General features: G+C 42.2%; 18 protein-coding genes. 12 read left to right on the top strand and 6 right to left on the bottom strand.

The genetic code is table 11. The features are described from left to right. Positions 1-89: 89 nt before the first annotated feature. The 4 genes from hpsU to V7K76_RS30195 form a co-directional block, all read right to left on the bottom strand. Positions 90-671: a hormogonium polysaccharide biosynthesis acetyltransferase HpsU gene (gene hpsU / locus V7K76_RS30180; RefSeq protein WP_334777878.1), complete on the bottom strand. Its 582-nt coding sequence runs from the start codon at positions 669-671 to the stop codon at positions 90-92. An 88-nt stretch (positions 672-759) separates the two neighbouring features. After that, entirely contained in the window at positions 760-1716 is a 957-nt protein-coding gene (locus V7K76_RS30185) for a glycosyltransferase family 2 protein (RefSeq protein WP_334777879.1), read from the bottom strand. 123 nt (positions 1717-1839) lie between these two features. Continuing rightward, entirely contained in the window at positions 1840-2772 is a 933-nt protein-coding gene (locus V7K76_RS30190; protein ID WP_334777880.1) for a glycosyltransferase, read from the bottom strand. Positions 2773-2906: 134 nt separating this feature from the next. Next, positions 2907-3734, bottom strand: coding sequence for a hypothetical protein (locus tag V7K76_RS30195; protein ID WP_334777881.1), 828 nt, complete (start codon positions 3732-3734; stop codon positions 2907-2909). Between the two features lie 534 nt (positions 3735-4268). On the opposite strand from V7K76_RS30195, the gene cobU reads away from it, so the two are divergent. The 7 genes from cobU (at position 4269) to V7K76_RS30230 (ending at position 11710) form a co-directional block, all read left to right on the top strand. After that, the gene (gene cobU / locus V7K76_RS30200; protein ID WP_334777882.1) at positions 4269-4844 is read left to right on the top strand and encodes a bifunctional adenosylcobinamide kinase/adenosylcobinamide-phosphate guanylyltransferase; all 576 of its coding nucleotides are present in this window, start codon (positions 4269-4271) and stop codon (positions 4842-4844) included. 45 nt (positions 4845-4889) lie between these two features. Next, positions 4890-5309, top strand: a complete 420-nt coding sequence (locus V7K76_RS30205) for a hypothetical protein (protein ID WP_334777883.1) — start codon at positions 4890-4892, stop codon at positions 5307-5309. 316 nt (positions 5310-5625) lie between these two features. Beyond that, entirely contained in the window at positions 5626-6585 is a 960-nt protein-coding gene (locus tag V7K76_RS30210; RefSeq protein ID WP_334777884.1) for a ribonuclease Z, read from the top strand. A gap of 701 nt (positions 6586-7286) precedes the next feature. Continuing rightward, the gene (locus V7K76_RS30215) at positions 7287-9500 is read left to right on the top strand and encodes a GumC family protein (RefSeq protein WP_334777885.1); all 2214 of its coding nucleotides are present in this window, start codon (positions 7287-7289) and stop codon (positions 9498-9500) included. 222 nt (positions 9501-9722) lie between these two features. Beyond that, positions 9723-10868 (top strand): SpoIID/LytB domain-containing protein, encoded by a 1146-nt coding sequence (locus tag V7K76_RS30220; RefSeq protein ID WP_442936701.1) that lies wholly within the window; start codon positions 9723-9725, stop codon positions 10866-10868. A 111-nt stretch (positions 10869-10979) separates the two neighbouring features. Next, on the top strand, positions 10980-11339 hold the full coding sequence (locus V7K76_RS30225; protein WP_334777887.1) for a hypothetical protein: 360 nt from the start codon (positions 10980-10982) through the stop codon (positions 11337-11339). Then, positions 11264-11710 (top strand): DUF4332 domain-containing protein, encoded by a 447-nt coding sequence (locus tag V7K76_RS30230; protein WP_334777888.1) that lies wholly within the window; start codon positions 11264-11266, stop codon positions 11708-11710. The genes V7K76_RS30225 and V7K76_RS30230 overlap by 76 nt, the downstream gene beginning before the upstream one ends. Before the next feature lie 192 nt (positions 11711-11902). Here V7K76_RS30230 and V7K76_RS30235 read toward each other — a convergent pair whose 3' ends face one another. Next, positions 11903-12517 (bottom strand): TetR/AcrR family transcriptional regulator, encoded by a 615-nt coding sequence (locus V7K76_RS30235; protein WP_334706830.1) that lies wholly within the window; start codon positions 12515-12517, stop codon positions 11903-11905. 151 nt (positions 12518-12668) lie between these two features. Here V7K76_RS30235 and V7K76_RS30240 point away from each other — a divergent pair, with 151 nt between their 5' ends. The 4 genes from V7K76_RS30240 (at position 12669) to V7K76_RS30255 (ending at position 18657) form a co-directional block, all read left to right on the top strand. Next, the gene (locus V7K76_RS30240; protein ID WP_335030347.1) at positions 12669-14312 is read left to right on the top strand and encodes a M16 family metallopeptidase; all 1644 of its coding nucleotides are present in this window, start codon (positions 12669-12671) and stop codon (positions 14310-14312) included. A gap of 148 nt (positions 14313-14460) precedes the next feature. Then, a complete protein-coding gene (locus V7K76_RS30245) occupies positions 14461-16002 on the top strand; it encodes a M16 family metallopeptidase (protein WP_335030349.1) in 1542 nt (513 codons plus the stop codon). 445 nt (positions 16003-16447) lie between these two features. Then, positions 16448-17095, top strand: coding sequence for a Uma2 family endonuclease (locus tag V7K76_RS30250; RefSeq protein WP_335030370.1), 648 nt, complete (start codon positions 16448-16450; stop codon positions 17093-17095). A 359-nt stretch (positions 17096-17454) separates the two neighbouring features. Next, entirely contained in the window at positions 17455-18657 is a 1203-nt protein-coding gene (locus tag V7K76_RS30255; protein WP_335030350.1) for an alpha/beta hydrolase, read from the top strand. A gap of 17 nt (positions 18658-18674) precedes the next feature. Here the strand turns inward: V7K76_RS30255 and V7K76_RS30260 are convergent, their stop codons facing one another. Continuing rightward, positions 18675-19307, bottom strand: a complete 633-nt coding sequence (locus V7K76_RS30260; RefSeq protein ID WP_334953746.1) for a hypothetical protein — start codon at positions 19305-19307, stop codon at positions 18675-18677. Positions 19308-19677: 370 nt separating this feature from the next. Here V7K76_RS30260 and V7K76_RS30265 point away from each other — a divergent pair, with 370 nt between their 5' ends. Then, a complete protein-coding gene (locus V7K76_RS30265; RefSeq protein WP_334711304.1) occupies positions 19678-20109 on the top strand; it encodes a biotin carboxylase in 432 nt (143 codons plus the stop codon). Positions 20110-20493: the final 384 nt, after the last annotated feature.

Below are 20493 nucleotides of genomic sequence, written 5' to 3' on the forward strand. Positions count from 1 at the left end.
AGGATATGCCTACTGCTACTTGCAATTTTAGCTATAAGATTGTAGCGATCGCACTTTCCTTTTCCAAAAGCAAATAAATATATATAAAATTACGAGTTTATAGAAGGATCAAGTTTTATCCTCACTGTCTTGGGATGACAGGGGCTTCCCCAACAAACCTGCCCAGAGGGCATATTAGTAAAAACACTACTACGAGCGCCAATTACGGCATTAGCCCCGATTTGCACTCCTGGCCCAACAAAACAATCTGCTGCTACCCATACACCATTATTAATGGTGATACTTGCTGTTTTTAATCCAAAGGCAGGATCTTGCAGATCGTGGCTACCAGTACATAGGTAACTTTTTTGGGAAATTACGCAATGTTCACCGATGTGGATCTGCTCTAGGCTGTATAAAACTACGTTATCTCCAATCCAACTGTAGTCACCAATCGTAACTTTCCAAGGGTATGTAAAGCGGGCGGTAGGTCGAATTAAAACACCTTTACCGATGCGAGCGCCAAATAATCGTAGCAAAGCAGAACGCAGAATATTTAAAGGTTGAGGAGTGAGGGGAAAAGCGATCGCTTGTACAAACCACCAGAATAAAATATACCAACTTGGACGCCCCCGGTCAAACCAAGATTGGTCATATTTACGTAAATCTACGAAAGGTTCATCGTTAGTCATTTAATTTTAGATTTTAGATTTTAGATTTTAGATTTTAAATTTTTCCTTCAATCCAAAATTTGAAATTCAAAATCTAAAATTGGTATATTTAGGAGTCAATGGTCAATAACTTTCCTTCTGCTTCTCTGCTTTCCTGCTCCCCTGCTCCTTCCTTGGGGATAGTTGCAGTATTTAAGTGACCACCACAGTTACGTAATTCGTAAAGTTTAACACCAATTTGATATTCATATTGACTTAGCAAGCGTGCATAAATATATCCGGCTTTGCCATCTAAAAAACCGCGTTGAATAATAAAAAACAAAACAAACCGCAAAATTGGTTTAAATGGCAGGTGTACCCACACTTTTTTCAAAAAGCGTTTGCGTTGCACGGCATCACCAAATAGATTTGCGCCAATAGTACCGCTATCATCTTTACCTGCGAGAATATTAAAATAAACACTGGCTTCCCAGTTGGAATAGCGGTTATGGCGTTCTAACCAGTGGTAAAGGTCGCGGAAGTCTTCGTGGAGCATATCATTTTTGAGATATCCAACTTTCCCCTGTAAAATCACGTGTTCGTGAACTTCGTTATCACCAGTATTCGGAATATGTTCTGTATTTAGATTTTCGTAGCGACCTTTTTTATGTTGAAATAAACGTAGATTCCAATCGGGATATTTACCACCATAGCGAATCCATTTGCCTAAGAAGAACACGCGGCGGTTGAGATAATAACCTGTATATTCCTGGTTTTGAATTGCTTGGTCAATTTCTTCCCAAAGTTCCGGGGTAATGCGCTCATCGCAATCTACAATTAGTACCCATTCGTTCCGAAAAGGTAGATTATCTAAAGACCAATTTTTCTTTTTGGGCCAGCGCCCATTAAAGTTGAATTGCACGACATTTACACCGTGACTTTTAGCAATTTCTATACTGTTATCGGTACTTTGAGAATCTACTACAAATATTTCATCTGCTCTGCTAAGGCTAGCAAGGCACGCAGGTAAGTTTACTTGTTCGTTTTTTGCTGGAATTAGTACTGAAACTGGTATTTTAGATGGCATATATTTAGGAGTTAGGTTAGAAGTTAGGATTTTAAACCATTGCCAAATCGTAGATTTTAAGGTCTACAATCAGATGGTGGTTGAATTTGCAACGGGAAAGTATTCTGAATTATCCATTCTTGTTTATTTCTTATTTGATGTAGATAAAAGGCCTTGAATAGCAGCATTTAAGTAACCAATCTGACCATAAGCATAAACAAGTTTATCAAACCGTTCTGCTGGATCGGAGAAATATTGCAATGCCTTATACAAGCCGCGCACAAACCGTTCGCTACCTCGCTGCAATTGAGCGATTCCAGCTTTACCAGCGAGTTGTTCTCGATAGCATTCGCTGATACCTTGCCACCAACCTCGGTTTAAAAACCAGGAGCGTTGGAGGCGTTCTGGGGCTACATTGTGAGCGACTAAGGCTTCGGGAAGATAAGCGACTTGCCAACCACGCTGTAGGGCAAATTCGGTCATTTGCAGTTCTTCATTAGATAACAGATTTTTCCCCACTCGACCGAGATGAGGATCAAAACCGCCAATTTCTTCCAAAAAACTGCGGCGGATAGAGTAATTTAAGCCTCTAGGTGTTGAGCCAGGTTGCTCAATGTAGATGTTGCTGTCACCTAAATCGTATGCACCTAAATTTGCAGCTAGCCCTGGAGATAGCCATCGTGGTTGTTGGATTCCTGGGGGCCAGATGAGAGTGACTTTGCCTCCGGCGATCGCTAGTTTAGAGTTATTGTAATAGGCAAAATATAAAACCTGTAGCCAGCCCTGACTGGCAACGGCATCGTCATCCAAATAAGCAAGAATATCACCACTGGCTACTTTTGCACCCGTGTTACGGGCGACAGATAAACCAATGGTGGGTTCAAAAACATACTTTAGGCGGGGATTGTGCGCCCTTTGTTCTACAACCTCACGAGTGCGATCGCTAGATCCATTATCAACTACTACAATTTCAAAGTCAGTAGCAAAATCTTGTGCTAAAAGACTATCAATTGCAGCCCCTAAATAGGTATCTCGATTGTGAGTACAGATAATGGCAGAGATTTGGGTGTCTGGCATAGATTTAATTTTGGATTTGAGATTTGGGATTTTAGATTAAAATCTTAAATCCAATGCACAACTGCTGAGAGCTAATCTAAACCAAAAGTTACTGACTCACCAACCGAGTTTCTTCGGAAATAATCTTTAAAACTTCACGTTTGTTGAATATGACCGTGTAAAACTACAAGAGTTTGGGCTAGTTGACTCAGACGGGTTTCCAAGGATTGCTTGCGCCCTAACAGTTGACGTAACTTTTGGTAACGAGCGATCGCCATGCTAACATTGGGAACCTGATCTGCTGGACATGGGCGCGACCAGACTTTACCAGTATCGTCTACACCACAGAGGCGATAGCCAGTAATCGATGATTGATAAGATACTTTCCCACCACTCGCGCAAATTTCTTCTACGTAGTTCATTAAGCGGTCAACTTCCGCATGGCGCAGTGTTGCAGTTCCTCCCGGTTCTGGTTCTTGGGGATTAGATTCTAACCAGCCATTGACAATTGGCCCTTCTAAGTAAATATCCTGAATTTGCTTCAAAATACTTTGTAATTCTATTTGCCAACCAGCGACAGTTTCCTGAATTTCTTGCAATAGATTCATCGCCAATGCTGGATTAGCACCGTGACGATGGTTACTAAAGCTCGGAGTCTTCAACTTTGGTAGGCTGGGTGTTCTGTTACCATTCTCTTCTGCTTGAAAGGTCTGCACAGATTCATGGTGAGGAAAGAAATTCTGTTCAGAAGGATAATCACTCTCAGTATCTACACCCCAGTCAACAGTTTGTCCTTGTGATTCTACTTCCCCATGCTGAGAAGATTGAGTTGGTGTACTTTCTGTGGGTTCGTTGGCTCCCACACTGATTCTAAAGGAGAAAGGCCGTTTTGTTGTCGAATCAACTGTTTCAGCGGCAGAGGCAGTACCGCGATTCCCTAAATCGTGTAGAGTTGCTTCAATGCGTTTTAAGCCTGCGTTCATAAAAATATCCTAAAGTTTGCTGTCCCCAGTGGTATTGAATAATTAAAAATGGGGTTGTTGGGATTTTTGGCTTTTACCAGTTGTAGCATCAATGATGCTGGTGCTAATTTTATCCCTTAAAAGTTATTTGAAACCAAAAATCTTACCGATGAAGTAAAAAACTGTGGTGATAAATTAATTGCAACCGTAGATATATTGTTAAAATACTCAATGAAAGGGATTAGGGAGTAGGGAGTGGGGAGTGGGGAAACTAAGAAAGCTTTTCATCGGAGAGCCACTGCGGTGGACGGGAAACCCTGCATAAAGCAAGTGGCGTCGGGGTTTCAACAACCCTTGGGATACAAGTATTTTTTCTCTGACGAGACGCTGTTCGCGTTCGCGCCACTTGTAGGCGTTAGCGTGTAGCGAGACGAAGTACGGCTTTAAACCTCAATTTCTCCCAAAGGGAGACGCTGTTCGCGTTCGGGGCTAATTTCTTCCCCTACTCCCTACTCCCTACTCCCTACTCCCGCCCCGAAGGGGTTGTAAACAACTTTGGGTAAAATCATCTTAGTAACAGGGCCAGCACGATCTGGTAAAAGTGAATGGGCGGAAACTCTGGCCATACAGTCAGGAAAAGCTGTTGTTTACGTAGCAACAGCCACCGATAACCCAGACGATCAAGAATGGCATCAACGCATTTTAGAACATCAAAAACGTCGTCCCCAAGACTGGGTAACTTTATCTGTACCTGTGGAACTGTCTGCGACTCTCGCCGATGCCAAACCCTATACCTGCCTTTTAGTTGATTCTTTAGGAACTTGGGTTGCTAATCTCCTAGAACAGGACGAATCTAGCTGGGAAAACATTCTTGCAGAGTTATTAGAGACGGTGGAATTGGTTGCTGCTGATATGCTATTTGTAGCAGAAGAAGTCGGTTGGGGTGTGATCCCAGCTTATCCCCTTGGGAGGAAGTTCCGCGATCGCCTCGGTTCTTTAGTCCGCCAGCTAAGTACACTCAGCGAAACTGTTTATTTAGTGACTGGTGGTCATGTCCTCAATCTCAGCATCCTTGGTTCGCCGTTGCCAAACAGAGAAGATGCTGGAACATTCAGAAGTCAAGATTCTTAACCCTTGATTCAAATTAATCCAAAATCTAAAATCTAAAATTATCTTATGGCAACCAAACAAGAAGTTAGAGAATATCTTGCCTACTGGTTTCAGTTGGGTAAGAAAGTGATTACGGGCAACGGTGAGGCAAGCTTTTTGCCGCTATCGGTGCTAAATGGCGATCGCTATAGTGAAGAATTTGAAGAGTGCTGGCAAAAAATTATCTCACCCGATTCTGGTGACTGTTACCTAGAAGGTACTCATGAAACCATTGCTGAATTGCTGACACTAGCATGGGATATGCTGCCTTGTGGCCGTTGCAGTATGCCAGTAGCCAAGCGAAACGTCGGTATGCCGGCGTTGTTATGTCCCTGCAATGATTTATCTAACTGGCCAAATACTGAATTGCCAGCACCGCGAGAGCCAATTAAGACTCAAGACCAACTCAAAAAAATTCGCGATCGCCTCATAGATAATATTGCATAAGCAGCAAACATCCAGTTTGTCAATCTAACAACTCTTTTGTAATTTCTTTTCTAATTATTTGATTATTTTAATTTCCCCTGTAGTGCCCTTGAGTCCCACCACAGAATTTTTGTTTGTCTGTACTAACTAAGGGAAAATAATAACTATTGGTTATTAACTATGCCCCATGCCCAATGCCCAATCCCCAAATCCCCAAATCCCCAAATCCCCAAATCCCCAATCCCCAATCCCCAAAATCCTAAGTATTTTACTCATTAACCGTGCCACTATAGAAAATAGAGCTGCAAATTGAGCAATAGGAAGACTAAAGAACACTGTGCAGATAACATTCTTAGGGACGAGTTCCGGTGTACCCACGCGATCGCGCAATGTTTCCAGCGTCGCCCTGAGATTACCCCAAAGGGCAGAACTGTGGTTATTTGACTGTGGCGAAGGTACTCAGCATCAAATTATACGGAGTGAACTGAAAATCAGTCAACTCTCCCGAATTTTTATCACCCACATGCACGGCGACCACATCTTTGGCTTGATGGGACTTCTTGCTACTTGCGGCTTGGCTGGCAATGTGGAACGAATTGATATCTATGGGCCACCTGGATTAAATGATTACATTCAATCCGCCTCACGCTACTCCTACACACACTTTTCTTATCCGATCAAAGTTCACGCTATCCGTCCAGGGGTAATTTATGAAGACGATGACTTTACCGTTAGCTGTGGTAATTTGCATCACCGCATTACAGCTTTTGGCTACCGCGTAGCCGAAAAAGACCGCACAGGACGCTTTGATGTGGAAAAAGCCAAGGAGTTACAAATTCCTCCTGGTCGCATTTATGGTCAACTCAAGCGCGGTGAAACTGTTACCCTTGCTGACGGACGGGTAATTGATGGCGCTCAATTGTGCGGCCCTACAGAAATTGGTCGAAAGATTGCCTATTGTACAGACACAATTTATTGTGATGGTGCAGTCGAATTAGCTCATGATGCTGATGTATTAATTCACGAAGCAACCTTTGCCCATCAAGATGCAGACATGGCTTTTCAGCGATTGCACTCCACAACCACAATGGCAGCCCAAACAGCTTTAGCTGCTGGGGCACATCGGCTGATTATGAGTCATTTTAGTCCCCGCTATGCTCCCGGAAATACCTTGGAGTTGAAGGATCTCCTCAAGGAAGCCCGTGCTATTTTTCCCCGTACTGACATGGCTTACGATTTTATGATTCATGAAGTACCCAGACGACGGGAAGTAGAGTTAACTAAGGTAGGCGTTTAAATTTTAGATTTTAGATTTTGGATTTTCGATTGAACTTTTTTAATCTAAAATCTAGAATTAACCAGGCTCTATCTTGGAGTTTAGCAACCAAACTCATAACGTCTAGCAAATAGACCGCAGTTTAGTTTTACTAAAATAAGTCAACTAGTTAACCAACAATTTAGGTTAACTAAGTGTATCAATCATATACAAGTACTATGGTTGAAATATTTCTCTTAATGTGTTTTTTCGATTACAAGTTATCAAAATAACTTTAATATATATAGGACTCATATTTGATTTTTGAACAAAACTCAGTACACCTTTATTCCTTCTTCCCAGTCCCCAGTCCCCAGTCCCCAGTCCCTTACCTGTACAAGTGATTCAGAAATCAAATCGGATTGCTATAGTAGTGTTGTAAATTAGATAATTTTCTACTTAAATACTTAGGAAAAATAATTAATTTTTCGTCAAGATTTTTCTTCCTTAAATAAAATATTTATTAAAAATTTATTCTTCCAACACTGATTAAGAGTTTATATGCGTGAATTGATGAACATGAAAGCCCCAGTTGGCATAAGATTGTGCCAAGTGAGCTTGTCATCGTTGGAAGAAGAATTTAAGTATGTTATTGCAGCTATTAGGTGTAAAAAAAAATCATTTCACATTTCTCATAAATCTTCCAAATAAATATATTGTTTCGATATTAGAGGAGTTTGATAGTGGCTAAGACTAGTCTGAATCCAGAGCAACAGGTTACTACTTCAGCACAAGGCGCATTTGACATCAGACAACTATCTGCTATTTTGCTTCGCCGACGCTTTCTAATCTTGGGCGTTTCCTGTGTAGTTATGTCAGCTGCTAGTCTTTTGGCTATCATTACCAAACCGACTTACCAGAGCAATATGCAGATATTGGTGAATTCCAATTTATCTGAAGGGGCACAGACAAATAATATCCCAGCAGAGGAAAATACTCAAGTTACTGATTCCAATTTTCAAGTTTTTGATTCCAGTACTCAGATGAAACTCATGCTGAGTTCTAAGTTACTTCAGAAAGCCGTCGATTTACTTCATTCTGATTATCCTAAGATTACCTTACAAGATATAAATGGTCAAAAAGAAAATAACAAAAAATCACCTCTAGAAGTAACTCCCGAAGAGGGAGGTATAGCAGCAAATAAAGTTTTTCATCAAGTATTTAAAGTTTCTTTCAATGATGATGATCCAGTCAAAGCACAAAGAGTACTTCAAGCTCTACAAAAAGTCTATCAAGACTATAACAAACAACAACAAAAAGAACGTCTAAATCAGGGATTAGCTTTTGTAAATACTCGCCTACCTGAGATAAAAAAAGAGGTGAGTAAAGCTGATAAAAATTTAGAACAGTTTCGCAAGAAACATCAATTGGTTGATCCTGAAATCCAAAGTAAAATACTGCTAGAGTCTCTAACTGATATTCAACAACAGCTACAAACCACTCGTGCCAACCTTCAAGATGTAAATGCTCGCTACGATAATCTAGAGCAACAAATAGCGTCTTCATCCCAGCAAAATACACTAATTTCTTCTCGTTTAAATCAGTCAAGCCGTTACCAAACACTATTGAGTGAAATTCAAAAGACTGAATTAACTTTAGCTAAAGAGAGGCTCCGCTATACAGACGATTATCCATCGGTACAAAAACTAAAGCAGCAACGGCAAAGTCAACTCTCGCTATTACGAGAAGAAGTGAAAGCTATTACTACTAGCAGTAAGGGAGAACCGTTCTTAAAAGGGCAAATTTTAGGGGTTGATCCAAGGCTAGTAGATGAGTTTATGCTGGTACAGACAACTGTTTTAGGGCTAACTGCCAATGAAAAGAATTTAGCCGAGTCAGAACAGCGACTTCGATCTGAGCTAAATAAATACCCAAGCATAATAGCAGAGTATAACCGTCTGCTCCCAAAGGTAGAAAGTAGTCACAAAACCCTTGAACAACTGCTGCAAGCACAACAGTCTTTGGGACTTAAAATTTCTCAGGAAGGATATAACTGGCAAGTTTTAGCAGAACCTTCTCCAGGTACTTATATGGGGAGCGCCAGATTATTTCTTTTGGTTGGGGGAGCAGTAATTGGGCCGATTTTAGGTATTTTAGCAGCCCTAATTTTGGAAAAGTTTAATGACGCTATTTATTGTGTGGGAGATTTAAAGAAACTGACGAATCTACGTGTATTGGGGTCAGTACCAAAGCTACCGTCCTATGGTGTCAAAAAGCGGCGGCTGGGACTATCTTGGAATGGGCGGCGAAGTTCAGAGTCTTCTGCAATAGAAGCTACTACTAAATTGCCCATCCATGAAACCCTGGACATGATCTACCAAAATATTCAAATATTAAAATATCCCTTACCTTTCAAGTCGCTGATGTTTACTTCAGCACTACCAGGGGAAGGGAAGACAACCTTAGTCTTAGGGCTTGTGACTAGCGCTATACGGATGCATCGACGGGTATTAGTTATTGATGCTAATTTGCAGAATCCTAGCCTGCACAAAATCTTAGAACTATCCAATGACTGGGGATTATCTCTATTATTAGTTGATGAGACAACTACTGATTTTCAAGATTATATCCAGCCCATTCACCCCTCCATTGATATTTTGACTGCTGGCCCGGAACCAGAAGACACGGTGAAGTTGCTCAGTTCTCAACGGATGAAAGAACTAATAGAGTTATTTGAGCAAAATTATGACTTAGTACTGATAGATGCTCCACCTATTTTAGGGACGGTTGATGCCAGAATTGTGGCATCTTTTTGCAATGGGATTGTCATGGTAGAGCGCATGGGGAAAGTGACTCGAACTGAACTGACTCAAGCAATAGAAATTTTAAGTAAATTGAATTTAATTGGAATTATTGCTAATGAAGTGAGCAATTCTCAAAAGGTATTGGCATCGTAGATTGGTAGGGGCATTGGGGATTGGGCATTGGGGATTGGAAAGAGGTAGAGAAGAACTATTCTTTTCCTGCCTTCTTCACCTGATTTCTACCTTATAGCTAAAGCAAAATGCATAATTAGTAGGAGGTGGCAACTTCCGGCGTTGGAAAAGTGTCCCTTCTTAAAGTGGTAGACACCATAATCCAGAGCGTCAATTAGATACTAGTGTGATTAGATGATCGGTATGAAATTCCAACTTTACTTAGGCTCTTTATTTTCTCAGATTAAAGTACGTCATTGGTGGGTAAGTATCCTTTTGTGGATAGCTTTGGTTGCCCCAGCCCAAGCGTCTGTAATCTTGCGCGTGGCAATTGAAAGGGGCGTTAATCAGGTAAAAGTGGGCAGTTCCACTACTGGGATCGTCAAGGATAGTACTGGCCGGACTCTGGGACAGTTGCCAGCGATGAGTGCATATTATGCCCAAGCCGTTCCTGGCGGAGTGGCTTTAGATAAGTGGCAGTCTGGTTTATTTTGGATTGAGCCAACTGGTAAAGGATTTGTTTACATTGGCGATCGCTGGTATCGAGGCAGAACTCTGGTTGTCCCCACAGACAAAGGCTTAACAGCTGTTAACTGGGTTGATGACCAAGAATATCTCTACAGCGTTCTCGGTGGCGAAATGGATGCTAGCTGGCCCCAAGAGGCGCTGAAAGCCCAGGCGATCGCAGCCCGTACCTATGCCCTCTACGAACGAGAAAAACAACGGAATAATCCCGTTTACGATTTAGGCAATACCCCCGATCATTGGCAAATTTACAAGGGTGTCATCAGTGAAGCTCCTTCCACTTACGCCGCAGTGGATTCCACACTAGGGCAGGTACTAACTTACAAAAACCAGATTATTCTCTCAGTCTTCCACGCTTGTTCTGGGGGACACACCGAAAACGTGGAAGATGTTTGGGGAAGCAACGAGCCTTATCTACGTGCTGTTGAAGACTACGATCAAAATATCAGCGAGTGTAATTGGGTGAAAACCTTCTCACCCAGTGAAATTAGCGCTAAATTTCCTGAGGTGGGCAGTGTGACGGCGATGATTCCAGAGACATACTCACCTTTTCGCAGTGTTAAAGTTTTAAAAATTGTCGGCAACAAGGGCACAAAATTTCTACAGGGCGAGGAAGTGCGAACAGCCCTCAAGTTAAAAAGTACCCGCTTTACTGTCACCAAGGGAGGCGATGGTAGTTTTGTACTACAAGGGCTTGGCTACGGTCATGCTTTAGGTATGAGTCAATGGGGAGCGTACAATCTGGCTCGGCAAGGAGTGAACCACCTGCAAATTTTGGGACATTATTATCAAGGTGTAGCCCTAACGCCAATTCAGGCGAAGTAAGTCCCCTGTTCTATTTAATTCAAAAGTCAAGGAGGCAGGAGGCAGGAGAGGAGCCACCCACAAGGGGTGGGGCTTGAAACCCTCTTGGCTTTGTAAAGCGAAACAATCGCATTGTCGAGCGATGCAATGGCATTGTCGGGCGATGCAATGGCATTGTCGGGCGATGCAATGGCATTGTCGGGCGATGCAATGACTTTGTCGGGCGATGCAATGACTTTGTCGGGCGATGCAATAGCATTGTCGGGCGATGCAATGACTTTGTCAGACGATGCAATGGCATTGCAGCAGGTTGGCTTAAAATTGCACGTCAATACAAACACTAAACTGCAAAAGCGTCATTTTGCGAAGAAACAACTGTCACAATATTTAAACAAGCCTATATTTTTATTTCAAAAATGTCTGCTAAACACCAAGATAGTAGAACTACTATCCAATCTCGTGATTGGCCAATTGAGCAATTACCTGGACTGAGCCACGAGGAACAATCTCAACTGCAAAATTGTGGAATTACCAGCACAGTAGCGCTATTCAAACAAGGTAAAACTTTAGAATCAAGACTAGCATTAGCAAATAAACTACAGATTCATCTTCAGTATGTAAATAAATGGATGGCTTTAGCTGACTTGGCGCGTATTCCCAGCGTCGGGACACAATATTGTGGTTTATTGCTCCATGCGGGTATTGGTTCTGTGGTGCAGTTAGCTCAAACTCCTACTCACAGATTGCACCAACAAATTATGCGCTTGCAAGTAGCCACAATGCAGCGCCGAGATTTGTGTCCAGCAATTGAGTTAGTACAACAGTGGAGTCAGCAAGCGAAAACATTAGGGACTGGGGGCTAGGGATTGGGGACTGGGGACTAGGGACTGGGGACTGGGGACTCAATACCGTTCGGTTAAGGTTTTTTGATGAAAATTATAAATCTCAAAGACGCGATAAATCGGCGTCTCTTGCCTTAACTGGGAGAAATAAGCGAGAAATATTGAACAAGTTTCTTTCCAATCCCCAATCCCCAGTCCCTAGTCCCCAATTCCCTACTCTTTAACCAAGACACCATTCAGGAAAATATCAGCCAGTCCTTCGGCCATTTCCTGCATTTGTTGGGGGGAGGCATCAGGTTCGATGAGGGTGTTGTTAGAAAAACCTGCGATCGCAAACATTCCTAAGAAAACTTTTGCAACTAGCTTGGCGTCCCCTTGACGATAAATGCCTTTATCCATTGCTGTTTGAAAGAATGCTTCGCCCACATCAGTCATTTTGGTAATAACTTCTAATTGAATGCGATCGCGTAAATCGGGGTGAAACTGCACCTCCATAAAACAAACGCGCATCAAATCGGCATTTTTTTGGAAATTCCACATCCGGCGGCGCATCACCTGCGCTACGGCTTTATAGCTGCCCATTTCACTTAACTCTGTGAGCAAATCTGTAAGAATCTCTACCCAGCCACTTGTGGCTACTTCCACCAAAATTGCTTTTTTATTGGGAAAATGACGAAATAGAGTGCCTTCAGCTACACCTGCTGCTTGTGCTAAATCGCGGGTGGTAGTACCATCAAATCCCTGAGAGGCAAACAACCGTTGTGCAGCCTCTAAAATCCGGGTGCGCGTCTGAGCCTCTGAAGGTGGGGAAGAATTAAAAATTCGCATAACAGTTATGGTTAGATATCCGTAACAGGATTTGTAGCATTATTGTCTAACGTTAGGCATAAAGAGCCACTGAAAGCTTAATACAAGATTAACGCTCTTTTACTAAGTATCCTGTTTTTTAGGTAATGTAACTTTATCGTAATTTTCGCTTATGAGCCAGAGCAGTCGGTCAATTTTGGATTTTAAATTGAGGATTTTGGATTGGTCAGATCGAGTATCTGTCATATTGCGGCGGTTGGCGATCGCTTTGTTGACTTGGATCATCTTCTCGTGGGGATTGCTACCAGAAGTTGCTCTCGCTCAAACTCAGACAGCAGCACCTCCTCAAGAAACCAAAACTCAAACCCCGCCAGTTCAAAGTTCGATCCAACCTTATCTAGATCGAGTCATCAAGCAGTTAACGGAGTTTCGCCTCGATAATGGTTTGAAATTCATTGTCTTGGAACGGCATCAAGCGCCTGTGGTTTCTTTTCTTACCTATGCAAATGTTGGTGGTGTCGATGAGGTAGATGGAAAAACGGGTGTAGCTCACTTTCTGGAACATTTGGCGTTTAAAGGTACAACGCGCATCGGTACACAAGACTACAAAAAAGAAAAACCGCTACTAGAAGCCTTAGAGCAATTGAATGCCCAAATTAAAACCGCGAAAGCCGATGGCAAAAAAGATGAGGTTGCTCGCTTAGAAACTGAATTTAAGCAAGTAGAATCGCAAGCAGCCAAGCTAGTCAAGCAAAACGAATTGGGGCAAATTGTCGAACAAGCGGGAGGCGTGGGTTTAAATGCCAATACTTCTACTGAAGCCACTCGTTATTTTTATAGCTTTCCTGCTAATAAGCTAGAACTTTGGATGTCGTTGGAGTCGGAACGATTTCTCGATCCGGTAATTCGTCGTGAGTTTTATAAAGAGAAAGATGTAATTTTAGAAGAACGACGGATGCGGGTGGAAAATTCCCCCATTGGCTTGATGGTGGAAAAATTTATCGATACGGCTTACAAAGTCCATCCCTACAGGCGTCCGGTGATTGGTTATGACCAAGATATTCGCAATCTGACACCAGAAGATGTCCAGGAGTTTTTTGATACTCACTATGTACCAAGTAATTTGACCATTGCCATTGTCGGAGATGTCAATCCCGCTCAAGTGAAAAAACTGGCGCAAACTTATTTTGGCCGCTTTCAAGCAAAAACCAAAGCTGTGGAAAAAATTCCGGTGGAACCGCCACAAAAACAAACACGGGAAGTTACTTTACAGCTATCTTCTCAACCCTGGTATTTAGAAGGTTATCACCGTCCGGCGGTGACTCATCCAGATAATGCAGTCTATGAAATTATTGGCAGTTTATTAAGTGATGGACGCACGTCGCGACTGTATAAGTCTTTGGTAGAAAAGCAGCGTTTGGCACTAAATGCCCAAGGTTATAGCGGATTTCCTGGAGATAAGTACCCAAATCTGATATTTTTCTATGCTCTCACGGCTCCTGGTCATACAGTTGATGAGTTGGCGGTGGCTTTGCGGCAAGAAATTGACAAATTAAAAACTGAGCCTGTAGCGACGGCTGATTTGGAACGGGTGAAAACCCAAGCACGGGCAAGTTTGTTGCGTACCCTCGATTCTAATACGGGGATGGCTCAACAATTGTTGGAATATGAGGTGAAAACTGGCTCTTGGCGGAATTTGTTTAAGCAGTTGGATGATATTGCAGCCGTGACGACGACTGATATTGTGCGGGTGGCAAAGGAGACGTTTACGCCAGAAAATCGCACGATTGGCAAGCTGTTGTCGAAAGAAGCATGAGACAATTTTAGATTTTAGATTTGGGATTTTGGATTATCAAAAGCTTGCTGAAGCTACGGTTCGAGGAATTCAAATGTAACGACCAAAAAGTGAAATGGTGTAACAAACAGCCCCAGATGTAGAGAAAGAGAAATATGGAGAATTCAAGATGGTAAAAAAGTCTTTTGCTGGCATAAAAAAATTTCGCTTCCGATCAATCCAAAATCTAAAATCTAAAATCCGAAATGTGAAGGGGCTGATTTATGCTTTGGTTGCTGTTTTTGCGTGTTTACTTTTAACTTGTAATTTTTCTCTGGCGGCGACGACTGAGGCAAAGCATTATACAGACTTGCAACTGCCACCGCTACCTGAGATTAAGTTACCTAAGTATGAACGGTTTGTGCTGCAAAATGGCTTGGTTGTCTATTTGATGGAGGATCACGAGTTACCGTTGGTGAATGGAACGGCCTTTGTACGCACAGGGAATCGTTTGGAACCACCGGAGAAAGTCGGGCTGGCTGGTTTTACCGGCGCGGTAATGCGAACTGGAGGAACTAAGCAGCATTCGGCTGATGAACTCAACGAAATATTAGAACAACGAGCGGCATCTGTAGAAACTAGTATTGGTGAAACTTCTGGTGGTGCTAGCTTTGACGCACTCAGCGAAAATTTAGAACCGGTGTTTGGGCTGTTTGCCGAGGTGCTGCGATCGCCTGTATTTGCTCAAGAAAAGCTAGACTTAGCTAAAACACAAGCCAAAGGTGGCATTGCCCGTCGTAATGACAATCCAGATGGGATTGCTAATCGAGAATTTAAAAAATTGATCTATGGCAAAGATAGCCCATACTCTCGCACTATCGAGTATGCAACGGTTGATAAAGTTGAGCGTGAGGATTTGCTCAAGTTTTATCAACAATATTTTCACCCCAATAATATAATTTTGGGGATTGTGGGCGATTTTGATAGTAAGAAAATGCGATCGCTCGTTCAAGCTAAGTTTGGCGATTGGCAGCGTAATCCAGGTATTGCTAAACCCACATTACCAAAGGTTTTGCCAGCTAATACAGGTGGAGTCTTTTTTGTCAATCAGCCACAACTCACGCAAAGTAGTGTACTTCTGGGACATTTAGGCGGACGTTTCGACAATCCCGATTATGCGGCGCTGGATGTATTAAATGGGGTGTTAAATGGATTTGGTGGACGCTTATTTAATGAATTGCGATCGCGCCAAGGTTTAGCTTACTCTGTCTACGGGCAGTGGAGTCCCCGCTACGATTATCCTGGCATCTTTATTGCTGGTGGACAAACGCGATCGGATGCTACCGTCCAGTTTGTCAAAGCTTTACAAGCTGAAATTAAGCGCACCCAAACTCAAAGAGTGACAGCAAAAGAACTAGCTTATGCCAAAGAGTCTACACTCAATTCCTTTGTCTTCAACTTTCAAGACCCCAGCCAAACCTTATCACGGTTGATGCGATACGAATATTACGGCTATCCTGCTGATTTTCTCTTTCGCTATCAAAAAGCCGTCGCCGCCACCACGGCTGCTGATGTGCAACGGGTAGCACGAGAATACCTCAAACCAGAAAAGATCGTAACTCTAGTAGTGGGGAATCAAACCGCCATTCAACCACCGTTGACACAGCTAGCACCAAAGGTGACACCAATAGATGTAACAATTCCTGGTTCACAGCCACAGGCGAAGAATTAATCGCGTAGATAGATTGAGACTCAATATAGGGACTTCCAAATAAAAAAATACTCAACTACTTCTTGTGGGGTGGGCGTCTCGCCCGCCCATACCTAAAGGCGGGCAAGATGCCCACCCTACAAGATTGGGTAATTTATTTGTTGGAAGTCCCTATACAAATAAAATCGCGAGGCTCAGATCCCCAACTTCTTAGAGAAGTCGGGGATCTTGTTGTTCAAATAATTTTTTTTGATTATCAGGAAATGACTGAGGACAAATTGGAGTAACAACTAGAAACTAAATCAGGAACCAAAACCTCTGGGAATTCCAGAGGTTTTTTCTTTACTCTGGTTTTTTGGAGCGATCGCCCCAGTATATACTAGCCATGAAGCAGCAAAAATTGTCGCAGCGCATTAGTCAACTAGAGTAAGCTAAATTTAGGTTTCAACTACTGGGAGTGGAAATGATGTTGTTGGAATTAAAGCGCATCCATGTTCCACCAGGACAAAGAGTGCTGCTACGAGATGTAACCTGGCAAGAATTAGAAGCAATTCTAGAGGATTTAGGGGAACACCGAGCAGCACGAATTGCTTATGATCGGGGAATATTGGAGATTATGGCACCACTGCCAGAACATGAATTTGACAAAGAAATTATTAGCGATTTAGTCAAAGCGCTTTTGGAAGAGTTGAGTACTGAGTTCATCAGCCTTGGTTCTACCACTTTCAAAAACCAAGCAATGGCTCAAGGTATAGAACCCGATCAGTGTTTCTATATCAAAAATGAATCTAAGATTCGCGGCAAGAAGCGGCTAGATTTAGCAGTAGATCCTCCTCCAGATTTAGCTCTAGAAATTGATATTACTTCTCGCACTCATCCTAATATTTATGAAGCGCTAAAAGTGCCTGAACTTTGGCGTTTCGATCGAGGAAAGCTCCAAATTAATGTTTTGCAAGATGGTCATTATGTAGAATCTCAGCAAAGCCTAAATTTTCCTCTATTCCCAATAATTGAAGCAATTCCCCAACATTTAGAGCAAAGTATAACAGCAGGCAGAAATGCAACGCTCAAAGCTTTTCGTATTTGGGTACAAAAGCAATTACAACAGCAATAATTTATGCTGTCACCATAATTCACAATGTCTAATACCAATTCTGCATGAAGATGTACATAATAATACCCCCCTGTAGTCCCAATACTGTTCGGTTAAGGCAAGAGACGCGATGAATCGGCGTCTCTACAATAATCAGTCTTTTGTAGAGACGCCGATTTATCGCGTCTTTGAGATTTATAATTTTCATCAAAAAACCTTAACCGAACGGTATTGCCTGTAGTCCCCCCTTGGTAAGGGGGGACGGCGTAGCCGGGGGTAAATATATGTAGCTTCACAAAGAAACGGTATAACCATTGCTAATCTTATAATTAGCGGCTAAATTGTACTTTTTTTGAGTCATTCTTGCCGAACTTTAATCTATGTTTGCTAAACCCAAAATACTTTTATCATGGCTGATATTATTACTCAGTTTTGCCAGTCTATTTCTTAGTTCTTGGATTATTCTTCCCGCTCCAAACATGTTTTTACTCACCCTAGCAGTGGGAGCGCCAGAAATCAGTCCTTGGTTATTCTTATTAAATTTGCTCTTTTTATTGTTGTCTTTATTCTATATTCGTCGCCGTCAAATACAACGCCTAGTTTGCATTTTCAGTTTAATTGGATTACTAATTTGTGGATGGGTGCTAATAAATATCCCACCAACTCAAATACAGATGGCTAAAGCCATGAAACAAGGGCTTGGAGCAAATTATCTAGAGCAAATTCCACCCCAAGTCAGGGCTAAGATGCAAACTCATCCCTTTGACTTAGTTAATTTTTCCCGGGGTATTCCATTAGGTAAAACGCGCCATCAAAAAGATATTCTCTTTGCTTCTCCTGGGGGAGTGCCTTTAAAAATGGAAGTTTACCAACCCTCAGAGGTAGGGAAATATCCCGCAGTGGTAGTAATTTATGGTGGAGCTTGGCAATATGGCAATCCTCATGCCAATTCTGAGTTTAATCAATATATTGCTAATCATGGATATACGGTATTTGCGATCGATTATCGACACGCCCCTCAATATCAGTTTCCATCTCAGTTAGATGATGTGCGTACAGCCCTGAATTTTATTCGCAAACATGCAGCTGAATATGAAGCTGATTCAGAACATATGGTACTTTTAGGACGTTCTGCGGGGGCACATCTAGCAATGCTAGCGGCTTATCAAACAGATGCACCACCCATCCGTGCTGTGGTAAATTATTATGGGCCTGTTGACTTAACAGAAGGATACAAAACACCGCCAAATCCCGATCCTATAAATAGCCGCGCTGTTTTAAAAGCATTTCTTGGTGGTTCTGTAGAAGAATTGCCTAATCAGTATCAAATTGCTTCACCGATAAATTACCTAACGCACCCTTTACCGCCAACTTTATTAATTTACGGCAGTCGTGACCATTTAGTTGAAGCACGATTTGGCAGACAGATGTATGAACGTTTACATAACTCTGGTAACACTGCGGTTTTTCTAGAAATTCCTTGGGCGGAACACGCTTTTGATGCTGTTTTCAACGGTGTGAGCAATCAATTAGCGTTGTATTATACTGAGAGATTTTTAGCTTGGGCGTTGTTCAAGCATTAAAAACTCAGCATTCCTTACTACTTTTGAGGCCAGCGCCAATTGTAGCGATTCCATTCATAAATTCCTTGAATTTCATACTCAGCGCCGTTGAAGAAGCGGACGACGCAATTAGTAGAGGAATCATCGCGTAGGCGTAGCCCGTCGTAGACATCGCTAATTTCCTCGACCTTGATCACCATACAGGGAAACCATTCGCGCTGACAAGGCCCATCCTCTTGCACCCATTCCCATAGTGCATTAGAAACTTCAATGCGATCGCCTACTCTTAACTTTAGTGCATCCTCAAAATAAGAATACTTGTCAAAATGACACGCCTCAACCCGATTCAACCACTGTAAACCATAGCGTTGGCGAATGAATTGCACCGTTCCAGAGTCATTTTCCAGCAACCAGTCGTTGAGTAATTGCACTTTCCAAGTGCGGTTGCGTTGTTCTTCATCCTTAACAAATTGTAAAAATACTTCTAACTCCTCTGGGGTAAGTTCATCTAAGGGATTAGCAATATTTGCCATCCCAGAGGTAGAATTTCCCTGAATTTGCTCGACCAGTCGCAGTAATATCTGCTTCTGCGTGTCAGTGAGAGGACAGCTTGCGGCATCACAACTACTAAAGGCTGCAAGCATAGCTGTTTCAATCTCATCTGGAGTCATAATTTAATAGCAATTGAGGGTATATTTCCCTAATTATTACAAAAGTTAAATTAAAGTCTCCAATCCCTTTGTCGTTAAATCTGGACATAATTAAACTTAAGATGCTTAATATTCAGGGAAGTAAGGAGAAAAACTCTATTCTGTCTTCTGTCTCCTGAGTTCTTGGTATCGGTTTGATATTTTCTACTTAGTTAGGGAAATTGCCATGACTCAAACTCAGCATCCCACAAAACTCCTGACTTTTGAGGAATTTCTGGCTTATGACGATACAGTTGCTAATCAATCAGGGAAGTAGAGAAACGGAGTAGGGGTATGTTGTAAGCTGAGGTTGTAAGTTAAATCATTATTAAATTAAGTCACGGGGTTTTTTATGCGGTTGCGCTCACTCACGGTCATTTTTATTTCCTGTCTTATCACCTTTCTATCGTGGGTGATTGTTCCCCCAGCTATAGCCCTGACACAGATTAAACTATTTGATGTCTCTTATAAAGATTGCCCACCAGAATTAGCAGAAGGGGCTGTTCTCAGTAGTGGTAGCACAGCTGCCAATTGTTTTATTGTCATTGGCAAGGCAGAAAATGGCACTAATAAAACAGTCTATGATGCAGATATTTTTGGACGCATCTATGATGCCAATAATGACTCAGTGATGCAAAACCGTACTCGCTTAGGCTCCATTACCGAAGTGCCACCAGGTATTAGCGATTTTGAATTGAGAATTTCTGTACCTGCGAATCAGCCTACTCCGTTGAAGCTGAAACAGTTTAAGGCTGCGGGGTTTAGCGGTCAAGTGCGTAAGTAATAAATTTTAACTTTTCCTCCTATAAGTCCCGCACTTTATCAAAAGATTCGGTGTCGGGATGAATAGTGTACAATTGACACTCCTCGACCTAAAGGTACGAGGATTCAAGGTTTCAGCGAGTCCACTTAGATTAGACCCCTTGCGGTATCTAACCCAGAGGTGGTTCTCTCCTCAAGCGTTAACTTTCCGAGTGCCCCTCGGTAGTTGGATGATTCCAAAATTTGTTTGATTGAAATTCTGCTCGCCTAGTCCCCATGTTCGCGCTTCGCGTTCCCGAAGGGTAGATTTTACCTATTCCTGGGTTGTTCTAGAACTATGGAATAGAACCCCATATCTTCAATTGTCAAGGTACAGATTGCTCTTAGGCATTTAGGTTTTTATACA

The sequence above is a fragment of the Nostoc sp. genome, assembly GCF_036917975.1.
GTDB lineage: Bacteria > Cyanobacteriota > Cyanobacteriia > Cyanobacteriales > Nostocaceae > Nostoc.

What these genes read in the sequence shown, in the direction of transcription:
- V7K76_RS30265 (WP_334711304.1), top strand. Translation starts at nt 19,678, where the DNA reads ATGCGGTTGCGCTCACTCACGGTCATTTTTATTTCCTGTCTTATCACC.
- V7K76_RS30190 (WP_334777880.1), bottom strand. Translation starts at nt 2,772, where the DNA reads ATGCCAGACACCCAAATCTCTGCCATTATCTGTACTCACAATCGAGAT.
- V7K76_RS30195 (WP_334777881.1), bottom strand. Translation starts at nt 3,734, where the DNA reads ATGAACGCAGGCTTAAAACGCATTGAAGCAACTCTACACGATTTAGGG.
- V7K76_RS30185 (WP_334777879.1), bottom strand. Translation starts at nt 1,716, where the DNA reads ATGCCATCTAAAATACCAGTTTCAGTACTAATTCCAGCAAAAAACGAA.
- V7K76_RS30220 (WP_442936701.1), top strand. Translation starts at nt 9,723, where the DNA reads ATGAAATTCCAACTTTACTTAGGCTCTTTATTTTCTCAGATTAAAGTA.
- V7K76_RS30255 (WP_335030350.1), top strand. Translation starts at nt 17,455, where the DNA reads ATGTTTGCTAAACCCAAAATACTTTTATCATGGCTGATATTATTACTC.
- V7K76_RS30245 (WP_335030349.1), top strand. Translation starts at nt 14,461, where the DNA reads ATGGTAAAAAAGTCTTTTGCTGGCATAAAAAAATTTCGCTTCCGATCA.
- V7K76_RS30235 (WP_334706830.1), bottom strand. Translation starts at nt 12,517, where the DNA reads ATGCGAATTTTTAATTCTTCCCCACCTTCAGAGGCTCAGACGCGCACC.
- V7K76_RS30260 (WP_334953746.1), bottom strand. Translation starts at nt 19,307, where the DNA reads ATGACTCCAGATGAGATTGAAACAGCTATGCTTGCAGCCTTTAGTAGT.
- V7K76_RS30240 (WP_335030347.1), top strand. Translation starts at nt 12,669, where the DNA reads ATGAGCCAGAGCAGTCGGTCAATTTTGGATTTTAAATTGAGGATTTTG.
- hpsU (WP_334777878.1), bottom strand. Translation starts at nt 671, where the DNA reads ATGACTAACGATGAACCTTTCGTAGATTTACGTAAATATGACCAATCT.
- V7K76_RS30250 (WP_335030370.1), top strand. Translation starts at nt 16,448, where the DNA reads ATGTTGTTGGAATTAAAGCGCATCCATGTTCCACCAGGACAAAGAGTG.
- V7K76_RS30230 (WP_334777888.1), top strand. Translation starts at nt 11,264, where the DNA reads ATGTCTGCTAAACACCAAGATAGTAGAACTACTATCCAATCTCGTGAT.
- V7K76_RS30205 (WP_334777883.1), top strand. Translation starts at nt 4,890, where the DNA reads ATGGCAACCAAACAAGAAGTTAGAGAATATCTTGCCTACTGGTTTCAG.